This window comes from Christiangramia sp. 3-2217-3z (assembly GCF_051195275.1).
GTDB lineage: Bacteria > Bacteroidota > Bacteroidia > Flavobacteriales > Flavobacteriaceae > Christiangramia > Christiangramia marina.
Window position 1 is genome coordinate 370,725 of record NZ_JBNJLI010000001.1, and the last position, 23,868, is coordinate 394,592.

A 23,868-nucleotide genomic window follows, 5' to 3' on the forward strand; every position below is an offset into this window, starting at 1 on the left:
TAGTACGCACTTTTTAACAATTATAATTAAAGAACTTTTTAAAAACGATAGAAAATGGCAGATTTAAAAGATTTCGCAGAACAACTAGTTAACCTTACTGTAAAAGAAGTAAACGAGTTAGCTGATATTTTGAAAGAAGAATACGGTATCGAGCCTGCAGCTGCTGCTGTAGCTGTTGCTGGTGGTGCTGCTGCTGGTGGTGAAGAAGCTGAAGAGCAAACAGAATTCGACGTAATTCTTACAGCTCCAGGTGGATCTAAGCTTGCTGTAGTTAAGCTTGTAAAAGAACTTACAGGTCTTGGTCTTAAAGACGCTAAAGCATTAGTAGATGGTGCTCCAGCTCCCGTAAAAGAAGGAGTAGCTAAAGACGAAGCAGAAGCTCTAAAATCACAATTAGAAGAAGCAGGAGCTGAGGTTGAGCTTAAATAAGCTTAGCACAAGCAATATTATTTAGGTTTAGACCTCAGGAATTACTCCTGGAGGTCTAAACCATTTTGCGTATATAGAACTCAACGTTTAACAAGCGCACTATTTTTTATATAATAAATTATAATCCCGTCCATTGATGTTAGCAAAGCAAACTGAAAGATTGAGTTTCTCTTCTGTTAAGAATAAGCCTGCTTATCCGGACTTTCTGGATCTGCAGATTAAGTCTTTTCAGGACTTCTTTCAATTAGAGACAAAATCAGAAGCGCGGGGAAATGAAGGTCTTTACAACACCTTCCTAGAAAACTTCCCCATTACGGACACCCGTAATCAATTTGTACTAGAATTCTTAGATTATTTTGTGGACCCACCAAGATACTCCATCCAGGAATGTATCGAACGTGGATTGACCTACAGTGTACCACTTAAGGCTAGACTTAAATTATACTGTACCGACCCTGAACACGAAGATTTTGAAACAATCGTACAGGACGTATACTTGGGAACTATCCCATATATGACACCTAGTGGAACTTTCTGCATTAACGGTGCTGAACGTGTAGTAGTTTCTCAGCTACACCGTTCTCCAGGGGTTTTCTTTGGACAATCATTCCATGCAAATGGAACAAAACTTTATTCTGCCCGTGTAATTCCTTTCAAAGGATCATGGATAGAATTTGCGACCGATATCAATAGCGTTATGTACGCTTATATCGACCGTAAGAAAAAATTACCTGTAACAACTCTTTTCCGTGCAATTGGATTTGAACGTGATAAGGATATTCTCGAGATCTTCGACCTTGCGGAAGAAGTGAAGGTGTCTAAAACAGGACTAAAAAAATACCTGGGTCGTAAATTAGCGGCCAGAGTACTTAATACATGGTATGAGGATTTCGTAGATGAAGATACTGGTGAGGTTGTTTCAATCGAACGTAACGAAATTGTTCTTGACCGTGATACTGAACTTGAAAAAGATCACATAGAAGAAATTCTTGAAACCGGATCTAAAACTATCCTACTGCATAAGGAGGATAATCAGACTGGTGACTATGCGATCATTCACAATACATTACAAAAAGATCCTACTAACTCTGAAAAAGAGGCAGTAGAACATATCTACCGTCAGCTGCGAAATGCTGAACCGCCAGATGAGGAAACTGCTCGTGGAATTATCGACAAGCTTTTCTTCTCAGATCAGCGTTACAGCCTTGGAGAAGTTGGTAGATATAGAATGAACAAAAAACTTGGTCTTGAAGTTGAAATGGATAAGCAAGTGCTTACCAAATTAGACATCATTACTATTGTAAAATATCTTATCGAGCTTATTAACTCTAAAGCTGAGATTGATGATATTGATCACTTATCTAACCGTCGTGTTAGGACTGTAGGTGAGCAACTATCTCAGCAGTTCGGTGTTGGTCTTGCACGTATGGCAAGAACAATCCGTGAGAGAATGAACGTTCGTGATAACGAGGTGTTTACTCCAATCGATTTGATCAATGCGAAGACATTGTCTTCTGTGATCAACTCATTCTTCGGAACAAACCAGTTATCTCAGTTCATGGACCAGACGAACCCTCTTGCAGAAATCACGCACAAGCGTAGACTTTCAGCATTAGGACCAGGTGGTTTATCAAGAGAAAGAGCAGGGTTCGAGGTACGTGATGTTCACTATACTCACTACGGAAGACTTTGTCCTATTGAAACTCCTGAGGGACCAAACATTGGTCTTATTTCATCACTTTCGGTTTATGCCAAAGTAAACGGAATGGGATTCATCGAAACACCATATAGAAGTGTTACCGATGGTAAGATCAACATTTCCGAAGAGCCTATTTATTTAAGTGCTGAAGAAGAAGAAGGTAAAAAAATTGCTCAAGCCAACATTCCTTTGAAGGATGATGGTACTATAAATACAGATCGTGTAATTGCACGAATGGAAGGTGACTTCCCGGTTGTAGATCCAAATGAGATTCACTATACCGATGTTGCACCAAATCAGATATCATCTATCTCCGCATCCCTTATTCCATTCTTGGAACATGATGATGCCAACCGTGCGTTGATGGGATCGAACATGATGCGTCAGGCTGTACCACTTTTAAGAACAGATTCTCCTATCGTTGGAACTGGACTTGAAAGACAGGTTGCAACAGACTCTCGTGTATTGATCAATGCCGAAGGTGAAGGAGAGGTTGAGTACGTTGATGCGAACAAGATTGTAATTAAGTACGATCGTACGGACGAAGCAAGGATGGTAAGTTTTGATGATGATTCAAAATCTTATAATCTTATTAAATTCCGTAAAACTAACCAGGGATCCTGTATCAACCTGAAACCAATCGTTAGTGTTGGGGATAGAGTTACTAAAGGACAGGTTCTTTGCCAGGGTTATGCAACCGAAAAAGGTGAGCTGGCTCTTGGTAGAAACATGAAGGTTGCCTTCATGCCTTGGAAAGGTTACAACTTTGAGGATGCGATCGTAATTTCAGAAAAAGTGGTAAGAGATGATATTTTTACCTCTATCCATATTGATGAATACTCGCTTGAAGTTAGAGATACAAAACTGGGTAACGAAGAATTGACTAATGATATTCCTAATGTTTCTGAAGAGGCTACTAAAGACCTTGATGAGTACGGAATGATTAGAGTTGGTGCTGAAGTGAAGCCTGGTGATATTCTTATTGGTAAAATCACTCCTAAAGGAGAAAGTGATCCTACGCCTGAAGAAAAATTATTACGTGCGATCTTTGGTGACAAAGCTGGTGATGTAAAAGACGCTTCTCTTAAAGCTTCTCCATCACTTAGTGGTGTTGTTATCAATAAAAAATTGTTCGCAAGAGCGATCAAGGATAAACGTAAGAGAGCTCAGGATAAAGAAGATGTTGCGGCATTAGAGAAAAAGTACGATGCTAAATTCGCTAATTTAAAAGCTGAACTTATTGAGAAGCTATTCGCCATTATTGGAGGAAAGACTGCTCAGGGAGTACAGAATGATCTTGGTGAAGAAGTAATGCCGAAAGGTAAGAAGTACACTCTTAAGATGCTTAACGCTGTAGACGATTATGCTCACTTAACTACGGGTACATGGACTACAGATGATCATCTTAATGAACTTGTAGCTGATCTTTTACATAATTATAAAATTAAGGAGAACGATCTTCAGGGTAACCTTAGAAGAGAGAAATTCACTATATCTGTTGGAGATGAACTTCCATCAGGAATTCTTAAACTAGCTAAAGTTTATATCGCTAAGAAGCGTAAACTTAAAGTAGGGGATAAGATGGCAGGACGCCACGGTAACAAAGGTATTGTTGCAAGAATCGTTCGCCAGGAAGATATGCCATTCCTTGAGGACGGGACACCAGTAGACATCGTCTTGAACCCACTTGGGGTACCATCGCGTATGAATATTGGACAGATCTACGAAACAGTTCTTGGATGGGCTGGACAGAAGAACGGGAAGAAGTACGCAACACCAATTTTTGATGGTGCTACTATTGAAGAGATCAATGATCTAACCGACAATGCTGGAATACCTAGATATGGTCATACTTATCTTTATGATGGTGGTACCGGGGAAAGATTTGACCAGCGTGCAACTGTTGGTGTGATCTACATGCTTAAGCTTGGTCATATGATCGACGATAAGATGCATGCTCGTTCTATTGGACCATACTCACTTATTACTCAACAACCGCTTGGTGGTAAGGCACAATTTGGTGGTCAGAGATTTGGAGAGATGGAGGTTTGGGCTCTTGAAGCTTACGGTGCATCTAGTACTCTAAGAGAAATTCTAACAGTGAAGTCTGATGACGTTATTGGTAGAGCTAAGACTTATGAGGCTATTGTGAAGGGTGAGCCAATGCCGGAACCAGGATTGCCGGAATCTTTCAACGTACTTATGCACGAATTGAAAGGTCTAGGTTTGGATATTAAACTTGAAGAATAACATTCAGTTTGTACCGGGACGTTCCGGCGTCCCGTCTAAACTGAATATTCACAATAAATAGCAGCAGTTATTATGGCTAGAAATAATGATAAAAATACAGTACAGAGGTTTAACCAGATCTCTATAGGTTTAGCTTCTCCAGAGTCCATCCTTGCGGAATCTCGTGGTGAAGTTCTTAAGCCTGAAACGATCAATTACCGTACGCACAAACCAGAGCGTGACGGTTTGTTCTGTGAGCGTATTTTTGGTCCTGTAAAGGATTATGAGTGTGCCTGTGGAAAATACAAAAGAATCCGATACAAAGGAATCGTTTGTGACCGTTGTGGTGTGGAAGTTACAGAGAAAAAGGTTCGTAGAGATCGTGTAGGTCACATCAACCTTGTAGTACCTGTAGCACATATCTGGTATTTCCGTTCTTTACCTAACAAAATTGGTTATTTGCTAGGTCTGCCGTCTAAAAAACTTGACATGATCATCTACTACGAAAGATATGTAGTGATTCAGGCAGGTAATGCGACAGATGAAGAAGGGAAGGCTCTACAAAAAATGGACTTCCTTACTGAAGAAGAATATCTAAATATATTAGATGAACTTCCTCAGGAGAACCAATATCTGGACGATAGCGATCCAAATAAATTTATCGCTAAGATGGGAGCTGAATGTCTAATCGAGATCCTTAAGAGAATCGATCTTGATGAGCTTTCTTATGAACTAAGACATAAAGCGAATAACGAAACTTCGAAGCAACGTAAAACTGAAGCACTTAAACGTCTTCAGGTTGTGGAAGCTTTCCGTGATGCGAATAAAAATAGAGAGAACAATCCAGAGTGGATGATCATGAAAGTTGTGCCGGTAATTCCGCCAGAACTTAGACCTTTGGTGCCTCTTGACGGTGGTCGTTTTGCGACTTCAGATTTAAATGATCTTTACCGTCGTGTGATTATTCGTAACAATCGTTTGAAGAGATTAATGGAGATCAAAGCTCCTGAAGTAATCTTACGTAATGAAAAACGTATGCTTCAGGAATCTGTAGATTCATTATTCGATAATACAAGAAAATCTTCAGCAGTAAAAACTGACTCTAACCGTCCTCTTAAATCACTTTCAGATTCATTGAAAGGTAAGCAGGGACGTTTCCGTCAGAACTTACTTGGTAAGCGTGTGGATTATTCAGCACGTTCTGTAATCGTTGTAGGACCAGAACTTAAAATGTTTGAGTGTGGTCTTCCGAAGAATATGGCAGCCGAGCTTTACAAGCCTTTTATCATCAGAAAACTGATTGAAAGAGGTATCGTTAAAACAGTGAAGTCTGCGAAGAAGATCATAGACAAAAAAGAGCCTGTAGTTTGGGACATTCTGGAAAATGTGCTTAAAGGGCATCCGGTACTATTAAACCGTGCTCCTACGCTTCACCGTCTGGGAATCCAGGCGTTCCAACCTAAACTTATTGAAGGTAAGGCAATTCAGCTTCACCCACTTGCATGTACTGCATTCAACGCCGATTTCGATGGTGATCAGATGGCAGTTCATTTACCACTTGGGCCAGAGGCTATTTTGGAAGCACAGTTATTAATGCTGGCTTCTCATAATATTTTGAACCCTGCAAACGGTTCTCCAATTACAGTACCTTCTCAGGATATGGTCTTGGGTCTTTACTATATGACCAAACATAAGATTGGTACGAAAGAGGAGCCGGTAAAAGGTGAAGGACTTACATTCTATTCTGCTGAAGAGCTAGTTATTGCTTACAACCAGAAGCGCGTGGATCTTAATGCAGGTATTAAGATTAGAACTAAAGATTTCAACGAAGAGGGTGAATTGGTTTATATGATCAAGGATACCACCGTTGGTAGAGTATTATTTAATGAAGCTGTTCCTGAAAAGGCCGGTTACATCAATGAAGTACTTACTAAGAAATCACTTCGTGAGATCATTGGTAATATTCTAAGAATTACTAGTGTTCCTGAAACTTCAGAATTCCTTGATGAGATCAAAGGTCTTGGATATGGATTCGCTTTCCGTGGTGGACTTTCCTTCAGTTTAGGTGATATTATTATCCCTGAAGAGAAGCAATCCATGATCGATGAAGCTAACGAACAGGTTGAAGGTATTATAGGAAACTATAACATGGGTCTTATTACCAACAATGAACGTTATAATCAGGTAATTGATATCTGGACTTCTACGAACGCAGGTCTTACAGATCTTGCCATGAAACGTATCCGTGAAGATAAGCAAGGGTTTAACTCTGTGTATATGATGCTTGATTCTGGTGCGCGTGGTTCGAAGGAACAGATTCGTCAGTTAACAGGTATGCGTGGATTGATGGCTAAACCTAAGAAATCCAACTCTGGTGGTGGTGAGATTATTGAAAACCCAATTCTTTCTAACTTTAAAGAAGGTCTTTCAATTCTTGAATACTTTATCTCTACCCACGGTGCGCGTAAAGGTCTTGCTGATACCGCTCTTAAAACTGCGGATGCTGGTTACCTAACCCGTCGTCTGGTAGATGTTTCACAGGATGTAATTGTTAATGAAGATGATTGCGGAACTTTAAGAGGTGTAGAAGTTAAGCCACTTAAGAAGAATGAGGAGATCGTTGAATCATTAGGAGAGAGAATCCTTGGACGTATTTCTCTACATGATGTAGTAAATCCTTCTACAGAAGAACTTATCGTTGGAACGAACGAAGAGATTACTGAAGAAATTGTAGCTAAGATCGAAGCTGCGCCAATCGAAGGTGTTGAAGTACGTTCACCACTTACCTGTGAGGCGAAGAAAGGAATCTGTATCAAGTGTTACGGTAGAAACCTTGCAACCAATAAGATCGTACAAACAGGTGAAGCTGTTGGTGTTGTTGCTGCACAATCTATTGGAGAACCTGGTACACAGCTTACACTACGTACCTTCCACGTTGGAGGTATTGCAGGTAACATTTCTGAAGACAATAAACTTGAAGCAAGATTTGATGGTGTTGCAGAAATAGAAGATCTAAAAGTTGTTAAAGGTGAAGCCCCTGATGGTGGAACTGCAGACATCGTGATCTCCCGTACTGCTGAACTAAAAATCAAGGATAAGAAAACAGGTGTTGTATTAAGTAATAACAACATCCCTTACGGTTCTCAGATCAATATCGAGAATGGTGCCAAGGTAACTAAAGGTGATGTCATCTGTACCTGGGATCCATATAACGGTGTAATTATTTCTGAATTTGCCGGTAAGATCAAATACGAAAATATCGACCAGGGTGTTACTTACCAGGTTGAGATTGATGAGCAGACAGGATTCCAGGAGAAAGTGATCTCTGAATCCAGAAACAAGAAGTTGATCCCAACACTACATATCTTAGGGAAGAAGGATGAAGTGATTCGTTCTTACAACCTACCGGTAGGAGCTCACCTTATGGTGGACAATGCTGAAAAGATTGGTGTAGGTAAGATTTTGGTGAAGATTCCACGTAAATCATCTAAAGCAGGTGATATTACCGGAGGTCTTCCAAGAGTTACTGAACTTTTCGAAGCACGTAACCCGTCTAATCCAGCTGTAGTATCTGAGATTGATGGTGTTGTTTCCTTCGGAAAAATCAAAAGAGGTAATCGTGAGATCATCGTAGAATCTAAACTTGGAGAGGTTAAGAAATATTTGGTTAAACTATCTAACCAGATCCTTGTACAGGAAAATGACTACGTGAGAGCGGGAATGCCATTATCTGATGGATCAATTACTCCTGAAGATATCTTGAATATTAAAGGACCAAATGCGGTACAACAGTATCTTGTGAACGAAGTTCAGGAAGTTTACCGACTACAGGGTGTGAAGATTAATGATAAGCACTTTGAAGTTGTTGTAAGACAAATGATGCGTAAAGTAAGAATTGTTGATCCAGGTGATACGATCTTCCTTGAGAATCAACTAGTACATAAAGCTGATTTCATTGACGAAAACAATAAGTTATTCGGAATGAAAGTAGTTGAAGACGCTGGTGATTCAGAAAGATTGAAAGCTGGACAGATCATTACTCCACGAGATCTAAGGGATGAGAATTCAATTCTTAGAAGAGAGGATAAGAACCTTGCAAGTGCAAGAGACGTGATCACTGCAACTGCTAATCCAGTACTTCAGGGTATAACGAGAGCATCGCTACAGACTAAGTCATTCATCTCGGCTGCTTCCTTCCAGGAAACAACTAAGGTGTTGAACGAAGCTGCAGTTAATGGTAAGATCGACAAACTTGAAGGATTGAAGGAAAATGTAATTGTTGGACATAGAATTCCAGCAGGTACAGGTATGAGAAAATACGATAGTATTATCGTTGGTTCTAAAGAGGAATTTGACGAAATGCTTGAGAAGAAACAGGAAGTTAATTATAACTAATTCCCTGATAAGTTTATCTTAAAAGGCTCCGCTCACCGCGGAGCCTTTTTTATTTATACCCATCTTTGCAGCATGAAGAAATTTATGAAAGAGATACTGCAGTATTCTCATGAGACGAACCTTGAAATCATTTCAAAATTCAACGATGGAGATCTGCATTATGTGATCGCAGAAAGTTCCAAAAAACTTATATCCCATATTTTAAACTCCCAGACCTTATGGAATAATAAAATTAATGGTGGTGGAGTGATCGATGTCTGGAAAGTATGGGACCCTGAGAAATTGAAAGAGATCGAAGAGCATAATTATAAGATTGCTCTAAAAATTCTGGAAGAGAGAGAACTGGATGAAATTATTTCATTTTCAAATACTAAAAATGAATCCCATCAGAATTCAATTAGTGATATTATATTCCACGTGGTGAATCGCGCTACTTATTATCGTGGACAGATCGCAGCTGAATTCAGGGAAAAGAAGATAGAGCCTGTAAGTGGCGATTTTGTTAACTACAAGAGAAAAGCCTAGGCATTATTTTATATCTTATGAGCTTAAAAATTAAATTATGAGTGACGACAATAAAAAGAATCAGGATAAAGGAAAGATCAATATAGAATTAGACGAGGCAGTTGCAGAAGGAACATATTCCAATCTCGCTATTATCAATCATTCAGTATCTGAATTTGTAGTTGATTTTGTGAATATCATGCCAGGTAGGCCTAAAAGCAAAGTGAAATCGAGGATCATCCTGACTCCTCAGCATGCTAAGCGATTGTTGAAAGCTCTGGGTGATAATATCCAGCGCTTTGAGAAAGCTCATGGAGAAATCAAGGATTACGATAAAGCACCAGTACCATTAAATTTCGGACCAACTGGTCAGGCATAATTTAGTACAAATACTTCAGTAAAAGGATTTCTATGGTATGGTTTAGTTTCCAGACTTTAGAAATCTTTTAATTATACTTCGCAAAATATATTTTTGCAGCTTTCATAACACGTGGAGCCATAATTAGAGTAGCAATCATTGTAGGAATCGCCATTAATGCGAAAAACCCATCAATAAGATTCAGAATAAAGCTTAAAGATGTGGTGGCTCCTACGAGAATGCTAAGAACATAGACGTAATTGTAATACTTCTTATTTTCAGCACCAGCCAGGAATGATAAACATTTTGTTCCGTAGTAGGAATAGGAGAATAGCGAGGATACGCTAAAAGCTAGTATACAAAGCAGCAATAGATAATTTCCAACATATGGTATTGCTTCGTCAAAAGCGGCCGCTGTCAGGCTTACTCCGTTGACATCTTCAGTTTGCCAGACGCCAGTGACCAGAATAGCCATCGCTGTGAGTGTACAAACAACCAGCGTGTCAATTGCCGGTCCCAGCATAGCTATAAGACCTTCACGAACAGGTTCAGATGTTTTACTGGCCCCATGCGCCATCGTAGCAGTTCCAATTCCAGCTTCATTGGAAAATGCACCTCTACGTATCCCAAGTAAGATCAAGCCACCCAGGACACCTCCTAGTAAAGGGTCTCCTTTATAATTTTCCGCAGCAAAAGCATCGGTAAAGATCATGCTAAAATAGCTGAGTACCACATCATAATGCACGAACAGTATGGCGACCACAGACACAAAATACAGGAGCACCATTGCCGGCACCAATTTTGAAACCGTTTTGCTAATACGATCCAGTCCGCCAATGATGACAATGGTGGTAATTATAGTCAGCATAATTCCTATGACCAGACTTGTTCCAAAGCCTGTTTGCACCCCATTAGGCTCGAGCAGAATATAATTAATAGCCTGAGTTAACTGATTTACATTAAAAACTGGCAGTGCACCTACCAGACCAGCGACCGCAAAAAAGGCAGCCATTGGTTTCCATTTCTTACCGAGCCCTTCAACGATAAAATACATCACACCTCCCTGAATCTTTCCTTCGGAATCCTTTCCACGATACATAACCGCAAGGGTATTGGTAAAAAACTTCGTAGCCATACCAACGATCGCACTTATCCACAACCAGAAAATAGCGCCTGGACCACCAACAGCAATGGCAACGGCCACACCGGCAATGTTTCCCATTCCAACGGTGGAGGATAGCGCCGTGGATAAAGCCTGAAAATGATTAATATCGCCTGGGTCTTCAGGGTTGTTATATTTCCCACGAAGTACTTCTACAGAATGCCCTAAATAACGAAAAGGTAAAAAACGTGAATAGATCAGGAGATAGATTCCGCCACCAATTAACAAAATTACAAGTGGTATTCCCCAAACGAGGGAAGCGAAATCTGCAATGAACTTATCTATCTGGGACATAGTAAAGATTTGTCCCGAAAATAGTGAATTTTATAGGTCTATTTTCAGGATATTTTAGTTTCTACGATTATCAAAATTTCTAGTAATTCTAAAATTCAGATGTACTATGGAATTTGATAGAAGGGTATTTTTGCTGAGTCATTTGGAGTGAAAACTGCGAATCTGCGAGAAATACCAATTGTCCAGATTTGTCTTTCGCAAGGTATTTTGACTTCACACGTTTAAATTCCTTAAACTCTTCAGACTTCTCATTTTCTGCTTCAACCCAGCTAGCTTTATGCACATTGAGATTTTCATAGGTACATTTTGCTCCGTATTCATGTTCCAGTCTGTATTGAATAACCTCGAACTGTAACGCACCAACCGTTCCAATCACCTTCCTGCCATTAAGTTCCAGGGTAAACAATTGCGCAACACCTTCATCCATCAACTGGTCGATACCTTTTTCCAATTGCTTGGATTTCATAGGATCTGCATTATTGATATATCTAAAGTGTTCTGGTGAAAAGCTAGGAATACCTTTGTACATGAGGTTCTCACCTTCAGTCAATGTATCACCAATCTTAAAACTACCGGTATCGTGAAGACCTACAATGTCCCCAGGGTAGGAAGTGTCTACAATTTCTTTCTTTTCAGCAAAGAAAGCATTTGGAGAAGAAAACTTCATGTTCTTATTATTCCGAACATGTAGGTAATTTTTATTTCGTTCGAATTTACCGGATACTATCTTTATGAACGCTAATCGATCCCGGTGTTTGGGGTCCATATTTGCGTGAATTTTAAAAACAAAACCTGTAAACTTTTCTTCTTCTGGTCTTACAATTCGGGTATCACCTTCTTTTGGGCGGGGAGGTGGTGCTATTTTGATAAAACAGTCCAGTAGTTCGCGTACACCGAAGTTATTCAGAGCAGATCCAAAAAATACGGGTTGCAATTTACCATCCAGGTAATCCTGCCTGTCAAAATCTGGGTAAACTCCTTGAGCTAATTCCAGCTCTTCACGTAAGTTATTAGCAGCTTTATCACCAATTAATTGATCAAGTTCCTCATTCTGCAGATCATCGATCTCAATAGTTTCTTCAATATCTCTTCTAGGATCCCCGGTGAATAGGTTTACATTTTTTTCCCAGATATTATAGATTCCCTTAAAGTCGTAACCCATCCCGATTGGAAAACTAAGCGGAGTTACTTTTAGATTCAATTTTTGCTCAATTTCATCCAGGAGTTCAAAAGCATCTTTTCCTTCACGATCAAGTTTATTAATAAAAACGATCATGGGAATATTCCGCATACGGCAAACTTCCACAAGTTTTTCAGTTTGCTCTTCTACACCTTTGGCAACATCTATTACAACGATCACACTATCTACAGCAGTTAGTGTTCGAAATGTATCTTCAGCAAAATCCTTATGCCCGGGAGTATCCAGGATATTGATCTTGATATCTCTGTATTCAAAAGCAAGTACTGATGTTGCTACCGAGATCCCACGTTGACGTTCGATCTCCATAAAGTCACTCGTAGCTCCCTTTTTTATCTTGTTAGATTTTACAGCCCCAGCTTCCTGGATGGCTCCTCCAAACAAGAGTAGTTTTTCAGTTAAGGTAGTTTTACCGGCATCTGGGTGAGATATGATCCCGAATGTTCTTCTTTTATTAATCTCTTTCTGGTACTGCTTCATAACGGATATTTGCAGCTGCAAAAGTAAGATTATTTTAAGGATTTATGCGCGTGCTAATTATTTTGAATGATTGATTAACTAGAAGTTTAGGGAAATGAAAAAGGAGCCCCCCACAGACTCCCATTTTTTTCATAGCGATCGTTTCCCCAACAATTCGCAAACATATTTACGCAATCCGAGGATCGCTGGTTCTGAAAGATCGGCTTTAAATAAAGTTTAGGATGGCTGTATTCTTCGGAAAACTTTAGGAATTGCTTAATCGGCATCTTTATGAAACAAAACCCTGATTTTGTACATTTGAGCTTCAAATTTAATAATGGCGCAGGAAAAAGTAATTTTAGTTAACGAAAAAGATGAGCAAATAGGGCTGATGGAGAAGATCGAGGCCCACGAAAAAGCATTGCTTCACAGAGCTTTTTCGGTATTTGTTTTTAATGATAAGAATGAATTGATGATTCAACAAAGAGCTTTGTCGAAATATCATTCACCTGGTCTCTGGACGAACACCTGCTGTAGTCATCAGCGCGAGGGGGAGTCCAATATTGAAGCTGGAAAGCGTAGATTACAGGAAGAGATGGGTTTTTCAACAGAACTTAAAGACACCATTTCTTTTATTTACAAAGCGCCATTTGATAATGGTCTTACGGAGCATGAATTCGACCATATTCTCGTAGGATATTTTGAAGGTAAGCCAGATCTAAATCCAGATGAGGTAGCAGAGTGGAAGTGGATGTCTCTGGATGCTATAGAAAAGGATATGCAAACTAACCCTTCTATTTATACTGAATGGTTTAAGATCATCTTTGATAAATATTATTCACACATTCAGCAATGAGAGTAACAGTTCACAGAAAAGCTCATTTTAATGCAGCTCATCGACTATATAGAAAAGACTGGGATGATGCCAGGAACCTTGAGGTTTTTGGGAAATGCAGTAATCCAAATTATCATGGTCATAATTATGAGTTGATCGTTTCTGTGACTGGTAATATTGATCCGGAAACTGGTTTTGTGATGGATTTAAAAGTTCTGAAGGACCTCATTCGAACTGAAGTTGAAGATGCTTTTGATCACAAGAACCTGAATGTTGAGTTGGAAGAGTTTAAGAATCTGAATCCTACGGCTGAGAATATTTCGGTAGTCATATGGAATAAACTTCGAAAACAAATTCAGGAAACACACGACCTGGAAGTTACGCTGTATGAGACTCCGCGTAATTATGTTACTTATAAAGGGGAATAATGAAAAAAGGAGATTTAGTGCCAGATCTTAAGTTGAAGGATCAGAATCGTAAAGAATTTAACTTTAGAGATCTTGTGGGTGAGAAAGCATTTGTAGTTTATTTTTATCCAAAGGATTTTACTCCGGGATGTACCAAGGAAGCCTGCAGCTTTCGTGACAGTTACCAGAAATTTCAGGATCTGGGTGCTGAGGTTATTGGGATTAGTGCAGATACTACTGCCTCCCATGCGAAATTCAGTAAAAAGTATAATTTGCCATACATTTTCCTGTCTGATAGAGATAAAAAAGCAAGAAATGCTTTCAATGTAAAAGCCAGTCTTTTAGGACTTCTTCCCGGAAGAGAAACCTTTGTTTTTGGTAAGGATGGCAAACTACTGCACAGGTTCAATAGTCTGAATGCTTCTAGACATATGCCTGAAGCACTTGAAATCCTGAAAAAATATCAGAATTAAATTTTGATAAAATCATTTTCGTTTCGAAAAATAGTTTAAATTCGCAGCCGAAATTAAATGATAATGGCTAGTAAAAGACTGCTTAAGAAAAACGTGAATTATGTAATGGGAGACATCATCGATGCTGCCTATATTCACCAAATGGCTAACCCGAAGAAAGATGACAATAAGTCTGAAGCTATCGTGGACGAAGCTATCAGCGATTACGATGAATTGATCAGAGAGATCAATCGACGTGACGTTGAGAACAAACAGAAACACTTTAGAGATATCGAGAAGGATCTTGAGAAGAAGGCGAAAGACCTTGTTGAGAAACTGAATGCACTTTAATAAGTTGCCGATGTAGCTCAGCTGGCTAGAGCAGCTGATTTGTAATCAGCAGGTCGTGGGTTCGAGTCCCTCCATCGGCTCTTAATGAAAAGCTTCCCTGAAAGGGGAAGCTTTTTTGTTTGAAGAATATTCGGTTTACGCCAGTTCTTAGGGAGAATCGGAAGGCAATTTCCTTTGATAAAAAAAGCCTATCAAATGAGAGGCTTTTTTTGTGATCAAAATTTTGTTCTTAGTGCAGAGCGTCAAGTTGCAACAACTTACTGGTGCGTTCCTGGACAGCTTTAAAGCCTTCTTTATCTTCACGAACATCTCTGTTCCAGAAGGGGATCATTTTATCCAATTCTTTACGAAATTCTTTAGTTCTTACTTTCTCTGGAAATGCAATCTGCATCACTTCAAGCATAATATGAACAGCAGTAGATGCACCCGGTGAAGCTCCGAGTAAAGCTGTTATTTTACCATCCTTGCTATGTACTACATCTGTACCAAATTCCAGAACTCCTCCTTGTTCTTCATCTCGTTTAATGATCTGAACTCTCTGGCCAGCCACTTTTAACTCCCAATCCTCCGGTTTGGCATCCTTAAGAAAAACCTTTAATTCATCTACCCGGTCTTCGTGATTCATTCTTACCTGATCAATGAGATAGGTAGTAAGCGGAAGATTGTGCCAGAAAACACCCCACATAGATGGAATATTGTCAAAACGTAAAGACTTAGGCAGGTCAAGAATAGATCCTTCTTTTAGAAATTTTGTACTGAAACCTGCAAATGGGCCAAACAGTAATTCTTTCTTACCATCAATGAATCTCGAATCCAGATGAGGTACCGACATTGGTGGTGCATCCACACCAGCCTTACTATAAACTTTTGCATCATGTTGCTCGATTACATCTCTGTTCGTACACGAAAGCCACTGTCCGCTTACTGGAAAGCCTCCATACCCATCTTTTTCAGGGATCTCGACTTTTTGTAATAGAGGCAAAGCGCCTCCTCCAGTACCAATAAAAATATGTTCCGCGTCGTAATAGGATTTTTCGCCGGTATTCAGATCTTTAACTATAGCCGACCAGTCATCGGGTCCATCAGGATCAATGTCCAGAACCTCCGTGTTTCTTATAACCGGAACTTTAAAATGATTTTCTAAAAGATCAAAATATTGTTCAGTAAGAGAACCAAAGTTTACTCCAGTTCCCAATTCCATTCGGGTTGCCGCCATTTTTTCATCTGGTTCACGATCTTTCATGATAAGCGGGAACCACTTTTTCATCGTTTCATGATCTTTGGTGAATTCCATTTCTTCAAACATAAATTCAGAACTCATACGCTCAAACCTCTTTTTGAGAAAATTGACATTATTTTCCCCGCGCACCCATGCATGATGCGGAATACTATGAATAAAACTCTGTGGGTCTTTTATTAATTGCTGGCTGGTTAAATGGGCCCAGAACTGTTTTGATTTCTCGAACTGCTGAAAGGTATCAATCGCTTTGGAAATATCTACAGAGCCATCTTCCTGCTCAGGAGTATAGTTCAGCTCACAGAATGCTGAATGTCCAGTACCTGCATTATTCCATGCCTTTGTACTTTCCTGTGCGATCTTATCCAATCGTTCAAAGATGATAATCTTAATTTCCGGATCTATTAATTTCAGCATAAGAGCAAGGCTTGCACTCATAATACCTCCACCAGCACAGATCAGGTCATATTCGGTATTCGTTTTATTCATATTTGTTTTTTTTACAAAATATGGAACACTGTTCTTCTTTTGACCCAAAGAAATATTAAGAAATAAAAAAAGGAGCCAAATGGCTCCTTTAAGTAGTTCTTTTTCTAAACTAGGAATTTTCCACTTCCTGCGCCTGCACTTTATCTTCCAGTTTTTCTTCTTTTCTACGTTCCTTCAGAAAGCTTTTCAATTCCTCACCATACTTGGACTTCTTGATCTTTGGTTCCAAAGAATTATAAATAGTATCCAGGTACTTGATGTTAGCATCAAAAACTTCAGATAGTGCAAGATAGGGTGCTATTTCATGTTGTTTGTTATTCAGTGCGAAATTTACAGTATAGAGGTACTTTCTACGTAGTAATTTATCATACTTCTGGTCGATCTCCATGAGTTTCTCCTCATCCTGATCTTTTTCTGCTTCAAAACTTGCTTTGATCAAATCCAGGTTTTGATCATTAAACCTGCTTATCATTTTCCGGTATTCAATTAACTTCTCCTGGTTCACAGACCCAATTACTTCTGCACTGGTTTCAAACTTATCCAGTTTTGTGTTGATAGTGATCTGCCCTTGATCTGCGAAGAAATCTATACGATCATCGTATTGGTTGTTGTCAACCTTTTCAAGATACAGGTACATGATCTGTGGACTCTCCAGATAGGTTTCCATAGAAAATTTTGGATCTCCGGTTACCTGAACTGAGTCTACATTTACCAATGCAGTTTCTTCAATTTTTTGAAGATACAAAGTTCCTTTTTTCAGACCTTTGATCTCTCCGTTTACAATCAGGTTGCTTTCTTTTTTAGAGCAGGCACTAATGCTGATCAGAATAACTAAAAGAAGAGCTAATTTTTTCATTGTGGGATGCAGTTTTAAAGTGCGCAAATATCTTATATTTTTCTGTTTATTACTAACTGGTAGCCGCTAATTGCATTAAAATTGTACACAAAATAGCGCCATAAGTACCCACCACATAACCAAAGACTGCCAGCAGTACACCTACCGTAGCAAGCGATGGGTGAAAGGCTGCTGCAACTACCGGAGCTGAGGCTGCACCACCTACGTTGGCCTGGCTTCCTACCGCAAGGAAAAAGTACGGGGCCTTTATAAGTTTCGCAGTTATAACCAGTACGATCACATGAATTAGAATCCATACGAGACCTATCGCTAGAAGTCCGGGATTATCAAATACTGAAGTCAGGTCCATTTTCATGCCAATTGTGGCAACGAGAATATAGATAAATATGCTTCCAATTTTACTGGCACCAGCACCTTCGTATTTTTTAAATTTGGTAAACGAGAACATGATACCCAGGGCAGTAGCGATCGTGATCATCCAGAAGAATTTGGAAGAAAAGGAGGATAGTGCACTTTTACCATCATTGAAAATATCAAAATTCGCGGTTAGGTATGTAGAAATTCCATCTGCTCCCCAATGTGCTATACCAACTGCACCAAATGCCAACGCCAGCATGATCATAAAATCCGGTAGCATTGGAATCCTGTTAACGCTTTCAGCGTAAGTGCTAACTTTAACTTTCAGTTCTTCAATGGCTGAATTGTCTGCCTGTAGCCATCGATCAATTGCTTCATTTTTCCCGATTCCCATCAAAACAACAGCCATCCAGAGGTTGGCAACGATAATGTCGACAAGAACCATCCCTCCATAAAGATCCTGATTGTATTCGTAGATCTCGAGCATTGCGGCCTGGTTCGCACCACCACCAATCCAACTACCTGCAATTGTAGAGAGGCCACGCCAAACTGCATCTGGTCCAACACCGCCTACCGTTTCCGGAGAAAATGCAGAGATGAGTAAAATCGCTAGCGGTCCCCCAAGAACGATACCCAGGGTTCCGGCAAAGAACATAATAAGAGCTTTGGGACCCAGGTTGAATACTGCTTTCAGGTCTATACTTAAAGTCATTAAGACCAGAGCAGCAGGTAAAAGGTATCGACTGGCTACAAAATAAAGTTGTGAAATGTCATCATCTATGAGTCCAACCGAATTAAATATCGCCGGGATGAGGTAGCACATAAGTAGTGCGGGAACGACTTTATAAAATTTACTCCAGAATCCTTCTTTTTGAGAAGAGGTGTAAAAGACAAAACCCAGAGCGATCATTAATAGTCCGAAGACGATCGCATCATTGGTGAATAAGGCAGTTGTTTCCATAGAATTTTTAAAAGTTGAGCGACAAAATACAATTTTTAAAATTTCTGCCGGTCTCCTTTTCAGTTATTGCAACAGGATCTCGCGAATACTTTTCGCTACTCCATCTTCCTTTCCGGAAGCGGTAACCATGTGCGCTATTTCAAGCACTTCAGGCTTGGCATTCCCTACGGCGATTCCTAAACCAACACCCTGCAGCATTTCCTTATCATTATAGTTATCTCCAAAAGCCATGCTTTGTGAGAGAGGTAGGCGAAAATGCTCATTTAGTAAATGCTCTACGGCAGTAAGCTTTGATATTTCTCGGGGTGCGATCTCAAGGTAACTTGGTTTGCTTCGGTATAAGTGCAGATCTTTACCATGATTTTCGATAAGGAAATCCCTGATGCTATCGATGTTTTCCTCTTCACCCATCGCCATAATCTTATGTGCGCCTTTCCCAGCAGTTTTCCAGGTTTCTAAAACTTCAGCATTACTACTCAGTGCAGGTTGCACCTTAGTATTGTTAATTTCTCTTCGCGTCCAGAAATCTTCCCTGGGAACATACCATTCGTCAGCATGAAAGAGACTTAGATGTACATCATCTACAATATTAAATTGGTGCAAGCTTTCCAGCGTACTAATGGGAATTTCCGTAGAACTTACAGCTTTTCCATCTACGAGTATGAGTCCGCCATTGTAGGAGATAATTGGGTGGTGTTCTATTCCAAGCTTTTGCTGAAGATGACGCATGGCTGCTGGCATTCTGGAACTAATTAAAATGAATGGAATATTTTTTTCTTCCAGAGATTGAATGGTTTGTATGGTAAGTGGTGAGAGGTCACGGTCAGCATTTAATAGCGTGCCGTCAATATCTGAAAATACTATTTTGAACATTATTCCTGGTCATTTTTTGGTTTAGGGTGTCGCTTTGCGTCTTTCAGGGCCTTGTTAAGCATCCACTCGATCTGTCCATTGGTACTTCTAAATTCATCAGCTGCCCATTTTTCGATCGCTTTTAGCATATCTTCATCTATACGAAGTGCGAATGCCTTTTTTTTACCCATAATTTAGTCAAGTTCCTTTACAAATTCAGTTAAAATTGAAATTAGCTCGGGGTGCAAAGGTAAGTTTGGTTCATTATATGATTTTGAATTTACCAGTCGATCTTTTGCTTCAATTTTTCTAAATATGTGATTCATTTGGTCCAGAATTACTAATTCTGAATTCTCATTCGCCTCAGCCAGCTTTTGAGCCTGCTCTTCACTCACCTGAATATCTGAGGTACCATTTACTACAAGAACGGGGATCTCAAGTTTACTGATTTCTTCTGAAGGGTCATATTTCATCCAGCTCGCCATAAAGGGCTGAACTGAAGGTCTGAACACTGCTTCCAGCATGGGACTATAGTTGGAAGTTCTTCCGTTTTCTGCCATTTCATCAAAAGCGGTACGTGCGCTTACTCCTAATTCAGGAGCCATATTCGTGACCTGCTCCGTGATGATCTCGTCAATAGGATCTGCAGCGCCAGCTAATGAAATAAATGCATCAGCATTTTCCTGAGCAACCAGTATACCAATAAGACTACCTTCGCTGTGTCCCGCTATCATGATGTTGCTGAATTTTTCTTCTTTTCTGAAATGCATTACTACATTTTTCGCATCCTCTACAAAATCCTCAAAGATCATATCTTTCTCACTTAACTGAAGTTCTTGTGCTTTAAAGATTCGTTTGTCATATCTAAAAGAAGCAATACCATTGCCTGCCAGTTCCCGGGCTATTTTCTTTATTCCGTCATTCTGTAACATAGGCTGATTAGCATTTCTATCTGTAGGGCCAGACCCCTGGATGAAAATGATGAGGTATTTATTATTTTCCTCGGTCGGTAAGGTTAATGTACCATCTGTAAATTTATCGATACTTAATTTAATTTCTGTAAATGTTGTATCCTGCGCTACTGTGATTAGCGAGTAGATGATCATCAAAACAAAACAGATTAATTTCTTCATTTTTTATAATTTTTAAAATTCTTGTTAATCGCTCTTTTTGCCAGATCAGGTTTTTCTGTACCAATTAAAAAGCGTTCATTAGTTTTTGTAATGATCTGTATGCCTTTGTTACCTGAAACGCTATAGGCTTTTGCTCTTCCGAAGCCTCGAATTCCCCATCCTCCATATTCAGAAACAGGTGTATAGGTTCTTACGAAACATTCCTGAATCTCATCCCAGTTATAATTTCTTCTGAGGAAAGGTAAAGGTTCAAAGCCTGCACTAATTCCTTTGCTGTTAATCCTTGTTTCAAGATTTAGAATAAATACCAGGACGAATACCAATAAGCTAATTACTGGCGCGATCAGACTTTTAAGCTTTACCTCATTTAGAGATATTTCAGAAAAAAGCGGGAGTGCACTAGCAAGTACAATAGTGATCAAAACAATAATGAGCCACCATTGTCTGAATCTCTGGTTCTCCTTGAATATGCGCATTCTAGTGATTCAAAGTTCCGGCATTCACAACGGGTGTCGCATCCCGATCTCCACATAACACCACCATAAGATTACTAACCATTGCAGCTCTTCGTTCTCCATCCAGTTCAACTACTTTTTTTCTGCTAAGTTCCTCGAGTGCCATTTCCACCATACTAACTGCACCTTCTACGATCTTATGCCTGGCAGCCACAATTGCCGTAGCCTGTTGTCTCTTCAACATCGCGCTGGCGATTTCATTTGCATAGGCAAGATATCCAATACGTGCTTCGAGAACTTCAATTCCAGCAATATTCAATCGTTCCTCCAGCTCTTTTTCCAAAGCATCGCTTACCTCATTTACACTGGACCTCAAGGTGATATCCTCGTCCAGACCTTCATCTGCAAAGTTATCATATGGGTATAAACTGGCTAATTTCCGAACGGCTGCATCAGTCTGCACTACTACGAAATTTTCAAAATTATCTACATCAAATGAAGCTTTGAAAGTATCCTGAACCCTCCAAACCAGAATGGTACTTATCATTACTGGATTACCAAGCTTATCATTCACTTTTAATCTTTCACTGTCAAAATTTCTCGCTCTTAACGAGATCTTCTTTTTGGTGTAGAACGGATTCACCCAGAAAAGTCCATTTTCTTTAACAGTTCCTTTATAATCACCAAAAAGCAGAAGTACTCTAGACTCATTTGGATTCACCAGGATAAGGCCGGGAACTATAAGAAAAGCGAGGAGTACTCCCAATGCCCATACTGGACTACCGGTATTGAAAATGGCAATAATACTTCCAAACAAAAGGATCAAGAATGCGAATAGCATAATATATCCATTAAATCCAGTAATAGTTTTTTCTTCAGTCATGTGAAATATGATATTAAAATGATATCATAAATATACTATATTAAATTTAATGAATTTCAATTCTTAACACTAAAATTTTATTGGGAGCCTTATATTTGGATTCTTTAAATTACTACTATGAAAAAAATATTATTTCTTTTTTCCGTTTTCCTGATGTGTGCTAAAGCTCAGGCAGCTGATTCAGATTGGGGGAAAACAGGTCATCGTGCAACTGCAGAGATTGCGCAAAGTCACTTATCTAAAGAAGCCCAGAAGGCAATCAATGATCTACTGGATGGCCATGGACTGGCATTTGTGGCTAATTACGCAGATGACATCAAAAGCGATGCTGCATACAGAAAATATGGGCCCTGGCACTATGTAAACATTGATCCAGAGCAGGATACTTATATCGAAGCTGAAGCAAGTGAAGATGGTGACCTGGTGCATGCGATCAGAAAATGCGTGAAAGTATTAAAGGATAAGTCGGCTTCCAGGGATGAGAAGCAGTTTTATTTAAAAATGCTCGTCCACTTTGTAGGAGACCTGCATCAGCCATTCCATACAGGACATTCTGAAGATAAAGGAGGAAACGATATTCAGGTGCGATGGTTCAATGATGGTTCGAACATTCACAGGGTTTGGGATAGTGAGATGATCAATTTTTACCAGATGAGCTATACCGAATTAGCGATGAACACAGGTAGGCTTAGCAAAAAACAAAAGGCATCAATACAGAAAGGTAAATTACTGGACTGGGTTTATGAATCGAGAGATATGGCAGAGGATCTATATGACGGGGTAGAGAATGGTGAAAAGCTAGGATATAGATATATGTATGATCATATGCCGCAGGTATTGGCCCAGTTGCAAAAAGGCGGACTAAGACTTGCAAAAGTGTTGAATGATATTTACTCTTAATATATTTTTCGAAACGTGAGATTTATTCTGGGTCCAATCTGCTTCTTTGTTTTAGGCAATTGATGCTTCCAGAATTTCTGAGTTTCACCTCGCATTACTAAAAGGCTGCCGTGTTGCAGCCTTTTTTTGTAGGTTAGGTTTTTATCTTTTCGGTGCTTTAGATGAAACATGCGGGGCTCACCAATACTTACTGAAGCAATTACAGGATTGGTTCCAAGCTCTTTTTCATCATCGGCATGCCAGCCCATACTATCCTGACCATCGCGATAGAGATTCGCCAGGCAGGCATTAAAAGACTTTTCGCAAATCTTTTCACAGCGTTCCTTGATAACTGTTAAATACGTAGGAAATAGCTCCGGATGCATAGTAAGACCAGAGTAGGTGTATGCGTTGTTATTATCACTGAATAAAGCGGTAAGTCTTGGCTGAAGTATCTCCTTGCCAAACATTTTGATATGATCCTGCCTCCATCGCTCGTAATGCAACAATTTTTCAAAGAGTTCATCCGCTTGTTCATCACTTAGAAAATCTGCAATATAGAGCAGACTTGCACCTTGTAATTCTATAGTTTCCATAAGCCTAGATCAGGTAAAATAGTGCCCACCAGATAAGAACAAACTGTAGGGGAATTCGTGCAATTAAAATCCAGCGAGAAATTCTTGCTGCGGCTTTTTTTGAAGACAGCATATAAAAGTGTACCAGTAAAAAAATAAGCAGCATGATCACAATACCATAGATGGAAGCGTTTCGTGTTGTAGTAAATAATAATCCAATTCCAAGAAGGATTTCAGCGAGACCACTGAGTAAAACCAGCTGCTTGTGGGCAGGCAGGTATCTTGGCATAATGCGCATATACATTTTAGGTTTTAAAAAATGCATTATTCCTGCGAAAATGTACATAATGGACATTAGATAAAGATGCCACGGATTTTCCATAATTAAGATTTTTGGTGAAGATAATGCAAATAAATGC

General features: G+C 39.5%; 22 protein-coding genes and 1 tRNA gene. 11 read left to right on the top strand and 12 right to left on the bottom strand.

The window, feature by feature from the left end; genetic code table 11:
- Nucleotides 1-54 precede the first annotated feature (54 nt).
- From rplL to ACSHZO_RS01845, 5 genes are all read left to right on the top strand, one after another.
- Nucleotides 55-429: a 50S ribosomal protein L7/L12 gene (gene rplL, locus ACSHZO_RS01825; protein WP_141877091.1), complete on the top strand. Its 375-nt coding sequence runs from the start codon at nt 55-57 to the stop codon at nt 427-429.
- 136 nt (nt 430-565) lie between these two features.
- On the top strand, nt 566-4,378 hold the full coding sequence (rpoB, locus tag ACSHZO_RS01830) for a DNA-directed RNA polymerase subunit beta (protein WP_298246646.1): 3,813 nt from the start codon (nt 566-568) through the stop codon (nt 4,376-4,378).
- 72 nt (nt 4,379-4,450) lie between these two features.
- Nucleotides 4,451-8,752, top strand: coding sequence for a DNA-directed RNA polymerase subunit beta' (gene rpoC / locus ACSHZO_RS01835; RefSeq protein ID WP_298246390.1), 4,302 nt, complete (start codon nt 4,451-4,453; stop codon nt 8,750-8,752).
- Between the two features lie 84 nt (nt 8,753-8,836).
- A complete protein-coding gene (locus tag ACSHZO_RS01840; protein WP_298246391.1) occupies nt 8,837-9,277 on the top strand; it encodes a DinB family protein in 441 nt (146 codons plus the stop codon).
- Between the two features lie 37 nt (nt 9,278-9,314).
- Nucleotides 9,315-9,635, top strand: coding sequence for a DUF3467 domain-containing protein (locus ACSHZO_RS01845; RefSeq protein WP_141877094.1), 321 nt, complete (start codon nt 9,315-9,317; stop codon nt 9,633-9,635).
- Between the two features lie 67 nt (nt 9,636-9,702).
- Here the strand turns inward: ACSHZO_RS01845 and ACSHZO_RS01850 are convergent, their stop codons facing one another.
- Entirely contained in the window at nt 9,703-11,070 is a 1,368-nt protein-coding gene (locus ACSHZO_RS01850; RefSeq protein WP_298246392.1) for an alanine/glycine:cation symporter family protein, read from the bottom strand.
- 88 nt (nt 11,071-11,158) lie between these two features.
- Nucleotides 11,159-12,748, bottom strand: coding sequence for a peptide chain release factor 3 (locus ACSHZO_RS01855; protein WP_298246393.1), 1,590 nt, complete (start codon nt 12,746-12,748; stop codon nt 11,159-11,161).
- A 316-nt stretch (nt 12,749-13,064) separates the two neighbouring features.
- On the opposite strand from ACSHZO_RS01855, the gene idi reads away from it, so the two are divergent.
- From idi to ACSHZO_RS01880, 5 genes are all read left to right on the top strand, one after another.
- Entirely contained in the window at nt 13,065-13,583 is a 519-nt protein-coding gene (gene idi / locus ACSHZO_RS01860) for an isopentenyl-diphosphate Delta-isomerase (protein WP_298246394.1), read from the top strand.
- Entirely contained in the window at nt 13,580-13,990 is a 411-nt protein-coding gene (locus tag ACSHZO_RS01865; RefSeq protein WP_298246395.1) for a 6-pyruvoyl trahydropterin synthase family protein, read from the top strand. Before idi ends, ACSHZO_RS01865 begins: the two co-directional genes overlap by 4 nt.
- Complete coding sequence (locus tag ACSHZO_RS01870; protein WP_298246396.1) at nt 13,990-14,442, top strand: peroxiredoxin; 453 nt, start codon at nt 13,990-13,992, stop codon at nt 14,440-14,442. Before ACSHZO_RS01865 ends, ACSHZO_RS01870 begins: the two co-directional genes overlap by 1 nt.
- 63 nt (nt 14,443-14,505) lie before the next feature.
- Entirely contained in the window at nt 14,506-14,772 is a 267-nt protein-coding gene (locus ACSHZO_RS01875) for a hypothetical protein (RefSeq protein ID WP_141877100.1), read from the top strand.
- A gap of 6 nt (nt 14,773-14,778) precedes the next feature.
- Nucleotides 14,779-14,852, top strand: a tRNA-Thr gene (locus tag ACSHZO_RS01880).
- Between the two features lie 149 nt (nt 14,853-15,001).
- On the opposite strand, the gene mqo is transcribed toward ACSHZO_RS01880, so the two are convergent.
- From mqo to ACSHZO_RS01920, 8 genes are all read right to left on the bottom strand, one after another.
- Nucleotides 15,002-16,498 carry a malate dehydrogenase (quinone) gene (mqo, locus tag ACSHZO_RS01885; RefSeq protein ID WP_298246397.1) on the bottom strand — a complete coding sequence of 499 codons (1,497 nt, stop codon included), beginning with the start codon at nt 16,496-16,498 and terminating at the stop codon, nt 15,002-15,004.
- Nucleotides 16,499-16,607: 109 nt separating this feature from the next.
- Nucleotides 16,608-17,354: a DUF4369 domain-containing protein gene (locus ACSHZO_RS01890; RefSeq protein ID WP_298246398.1), complete on the bottom strand. Its 747-nt coding sequence runs from the start codon at nt 17,352-17,354 to the stop codon at nt 16,608-16,610.
- 52 nt (nt 17,355-17,406) lie between these two features.
- The gene (locus ACSHZO_RS01895) at nt 17,407-18,672 is read right to left on the bottom strand and encodes a DUF819 domain-containing protein (RefSeq protein WP_298246399.1); all 1,266 of its coding nucleotides are present in this window, start codon (nt 18,670-18,672) and stop codon (nt 17,407-17,409) included.
- Nucleotides 18,673-18,735: 63 nt separating this feature from the next.
- Nucleotides 18,736-19,545, bottom strand: coding sequence for an HAD family hydrolase (locus ACSHZO_RS01900; protein ID WP_298246400.1), 810 nt, complete (start codon nt 19,543-19,545; stop codon nt 18,736-18,738).
- On the bottom strand, nt 19,545-19,715 hold the full coding sequence (locus ACSHZO_RS01905; RefSeq protein ID WP_298246401.1) for an Arc family DNA binding domain-containing protein: 171 nt from the start codon (nt 19,713-19,715) through the stop codon (nt 19,545-19,547). The genes ACSHZO_RS01900 and ACSHZO_RS01905 overlap by 1 nt, the downstream gene beginning before the upstream one ends.
- Before the next feature lie 3 nt (nt 19,716-19,718).
- Nucleotides 19,719-20,657, bottom strand: a complete 939-nt coding sequence (locus ACSHZO_RS01910; protein WP_298246402.1) for an alpha/beta hydrolase family protein — start codon at nt 20,655-20,657, stop codon at nt 19,719-19,721.
- Nucleotides 20,654-21,133: a hypothetical protein gene (locus ACSHZO_RS01915; protein WP_298246403.1), complete on the bottom strand. Its 480-nt coding sequence runs from the start codon at nt 21,131-21,133 to the stop codon at nt 20,654-20,656. Before ACSHZO_RS01915 ends, ACSHZO_RS01910 begins: the two co-directional genes overlap by 4 nt.
- A 1-nt stretch (nt 21,134) precedes the next feature.
- A complete protein-coding gene (locus tag ACSHZO_RS01920; protein ID WP_295182269.1) occupies nt 21,135-21,995 on the bottom strand; it encodes an SPFH domain-containing protein in 861 nt (286 codons plus the stop codon).
- A 117-nt stretch (nt 21,996-22,112) separates the two neighbouring features.
- Here ACSHZO_RS01920 and ACSHZO_RS01925 point away from each other — a divergent pair, with 117 nt between their 5' ends.
- Nucleotides 22,113-22,895, top strand: coding sequence for a S1/P1 nuclease (locus tag ACSHZO_RS01925; RefSeq protein WP_298246404.1), 783 nt, complete (start codon nt 22,113-22,115; stop codon nt 22,893-22,895).
- Here the strand turns inward: ACSHZO_RS01925 and ACSHZO_RS01930 are convergent.
- Together ACSHZO_RS01930 and ACSHZO_RS01935 are read right to left on the bottom strand one after the other, a co-directional pair.
- Nucleotides 22,892-23,470 (bottom strand): alpha-ketoglutarate-dependent dioxygenase AlkB family protein, encoded by a 579-nt coding sequence (locus ACSHZO_RS01930; RefSeq protein WP_298246405.1) that lies wholly within the window; start codon nt 23,468-23,470, stop codon nt 22,892-22,894. The two genes, ACSHZO_RS01925 and ACSHZO_RS01930, sit on opposite strands and share 4 nt — an antisense overlap.
- Nucleotides 23,471-23,474: 4 nt before the next feature.
- Nucleotides 23,475-23,831, bottom strand: coding sequence for a DoxX family protein (locus ACSHZO_RS01935; protein WP_298246406.1), 357 nt, complete (start codon nt 23,829-23,831; stop codon nt 23,475-23,477).
- Nucleotides 23,832-23,868 lie beyond the last annotated feature (37 nt).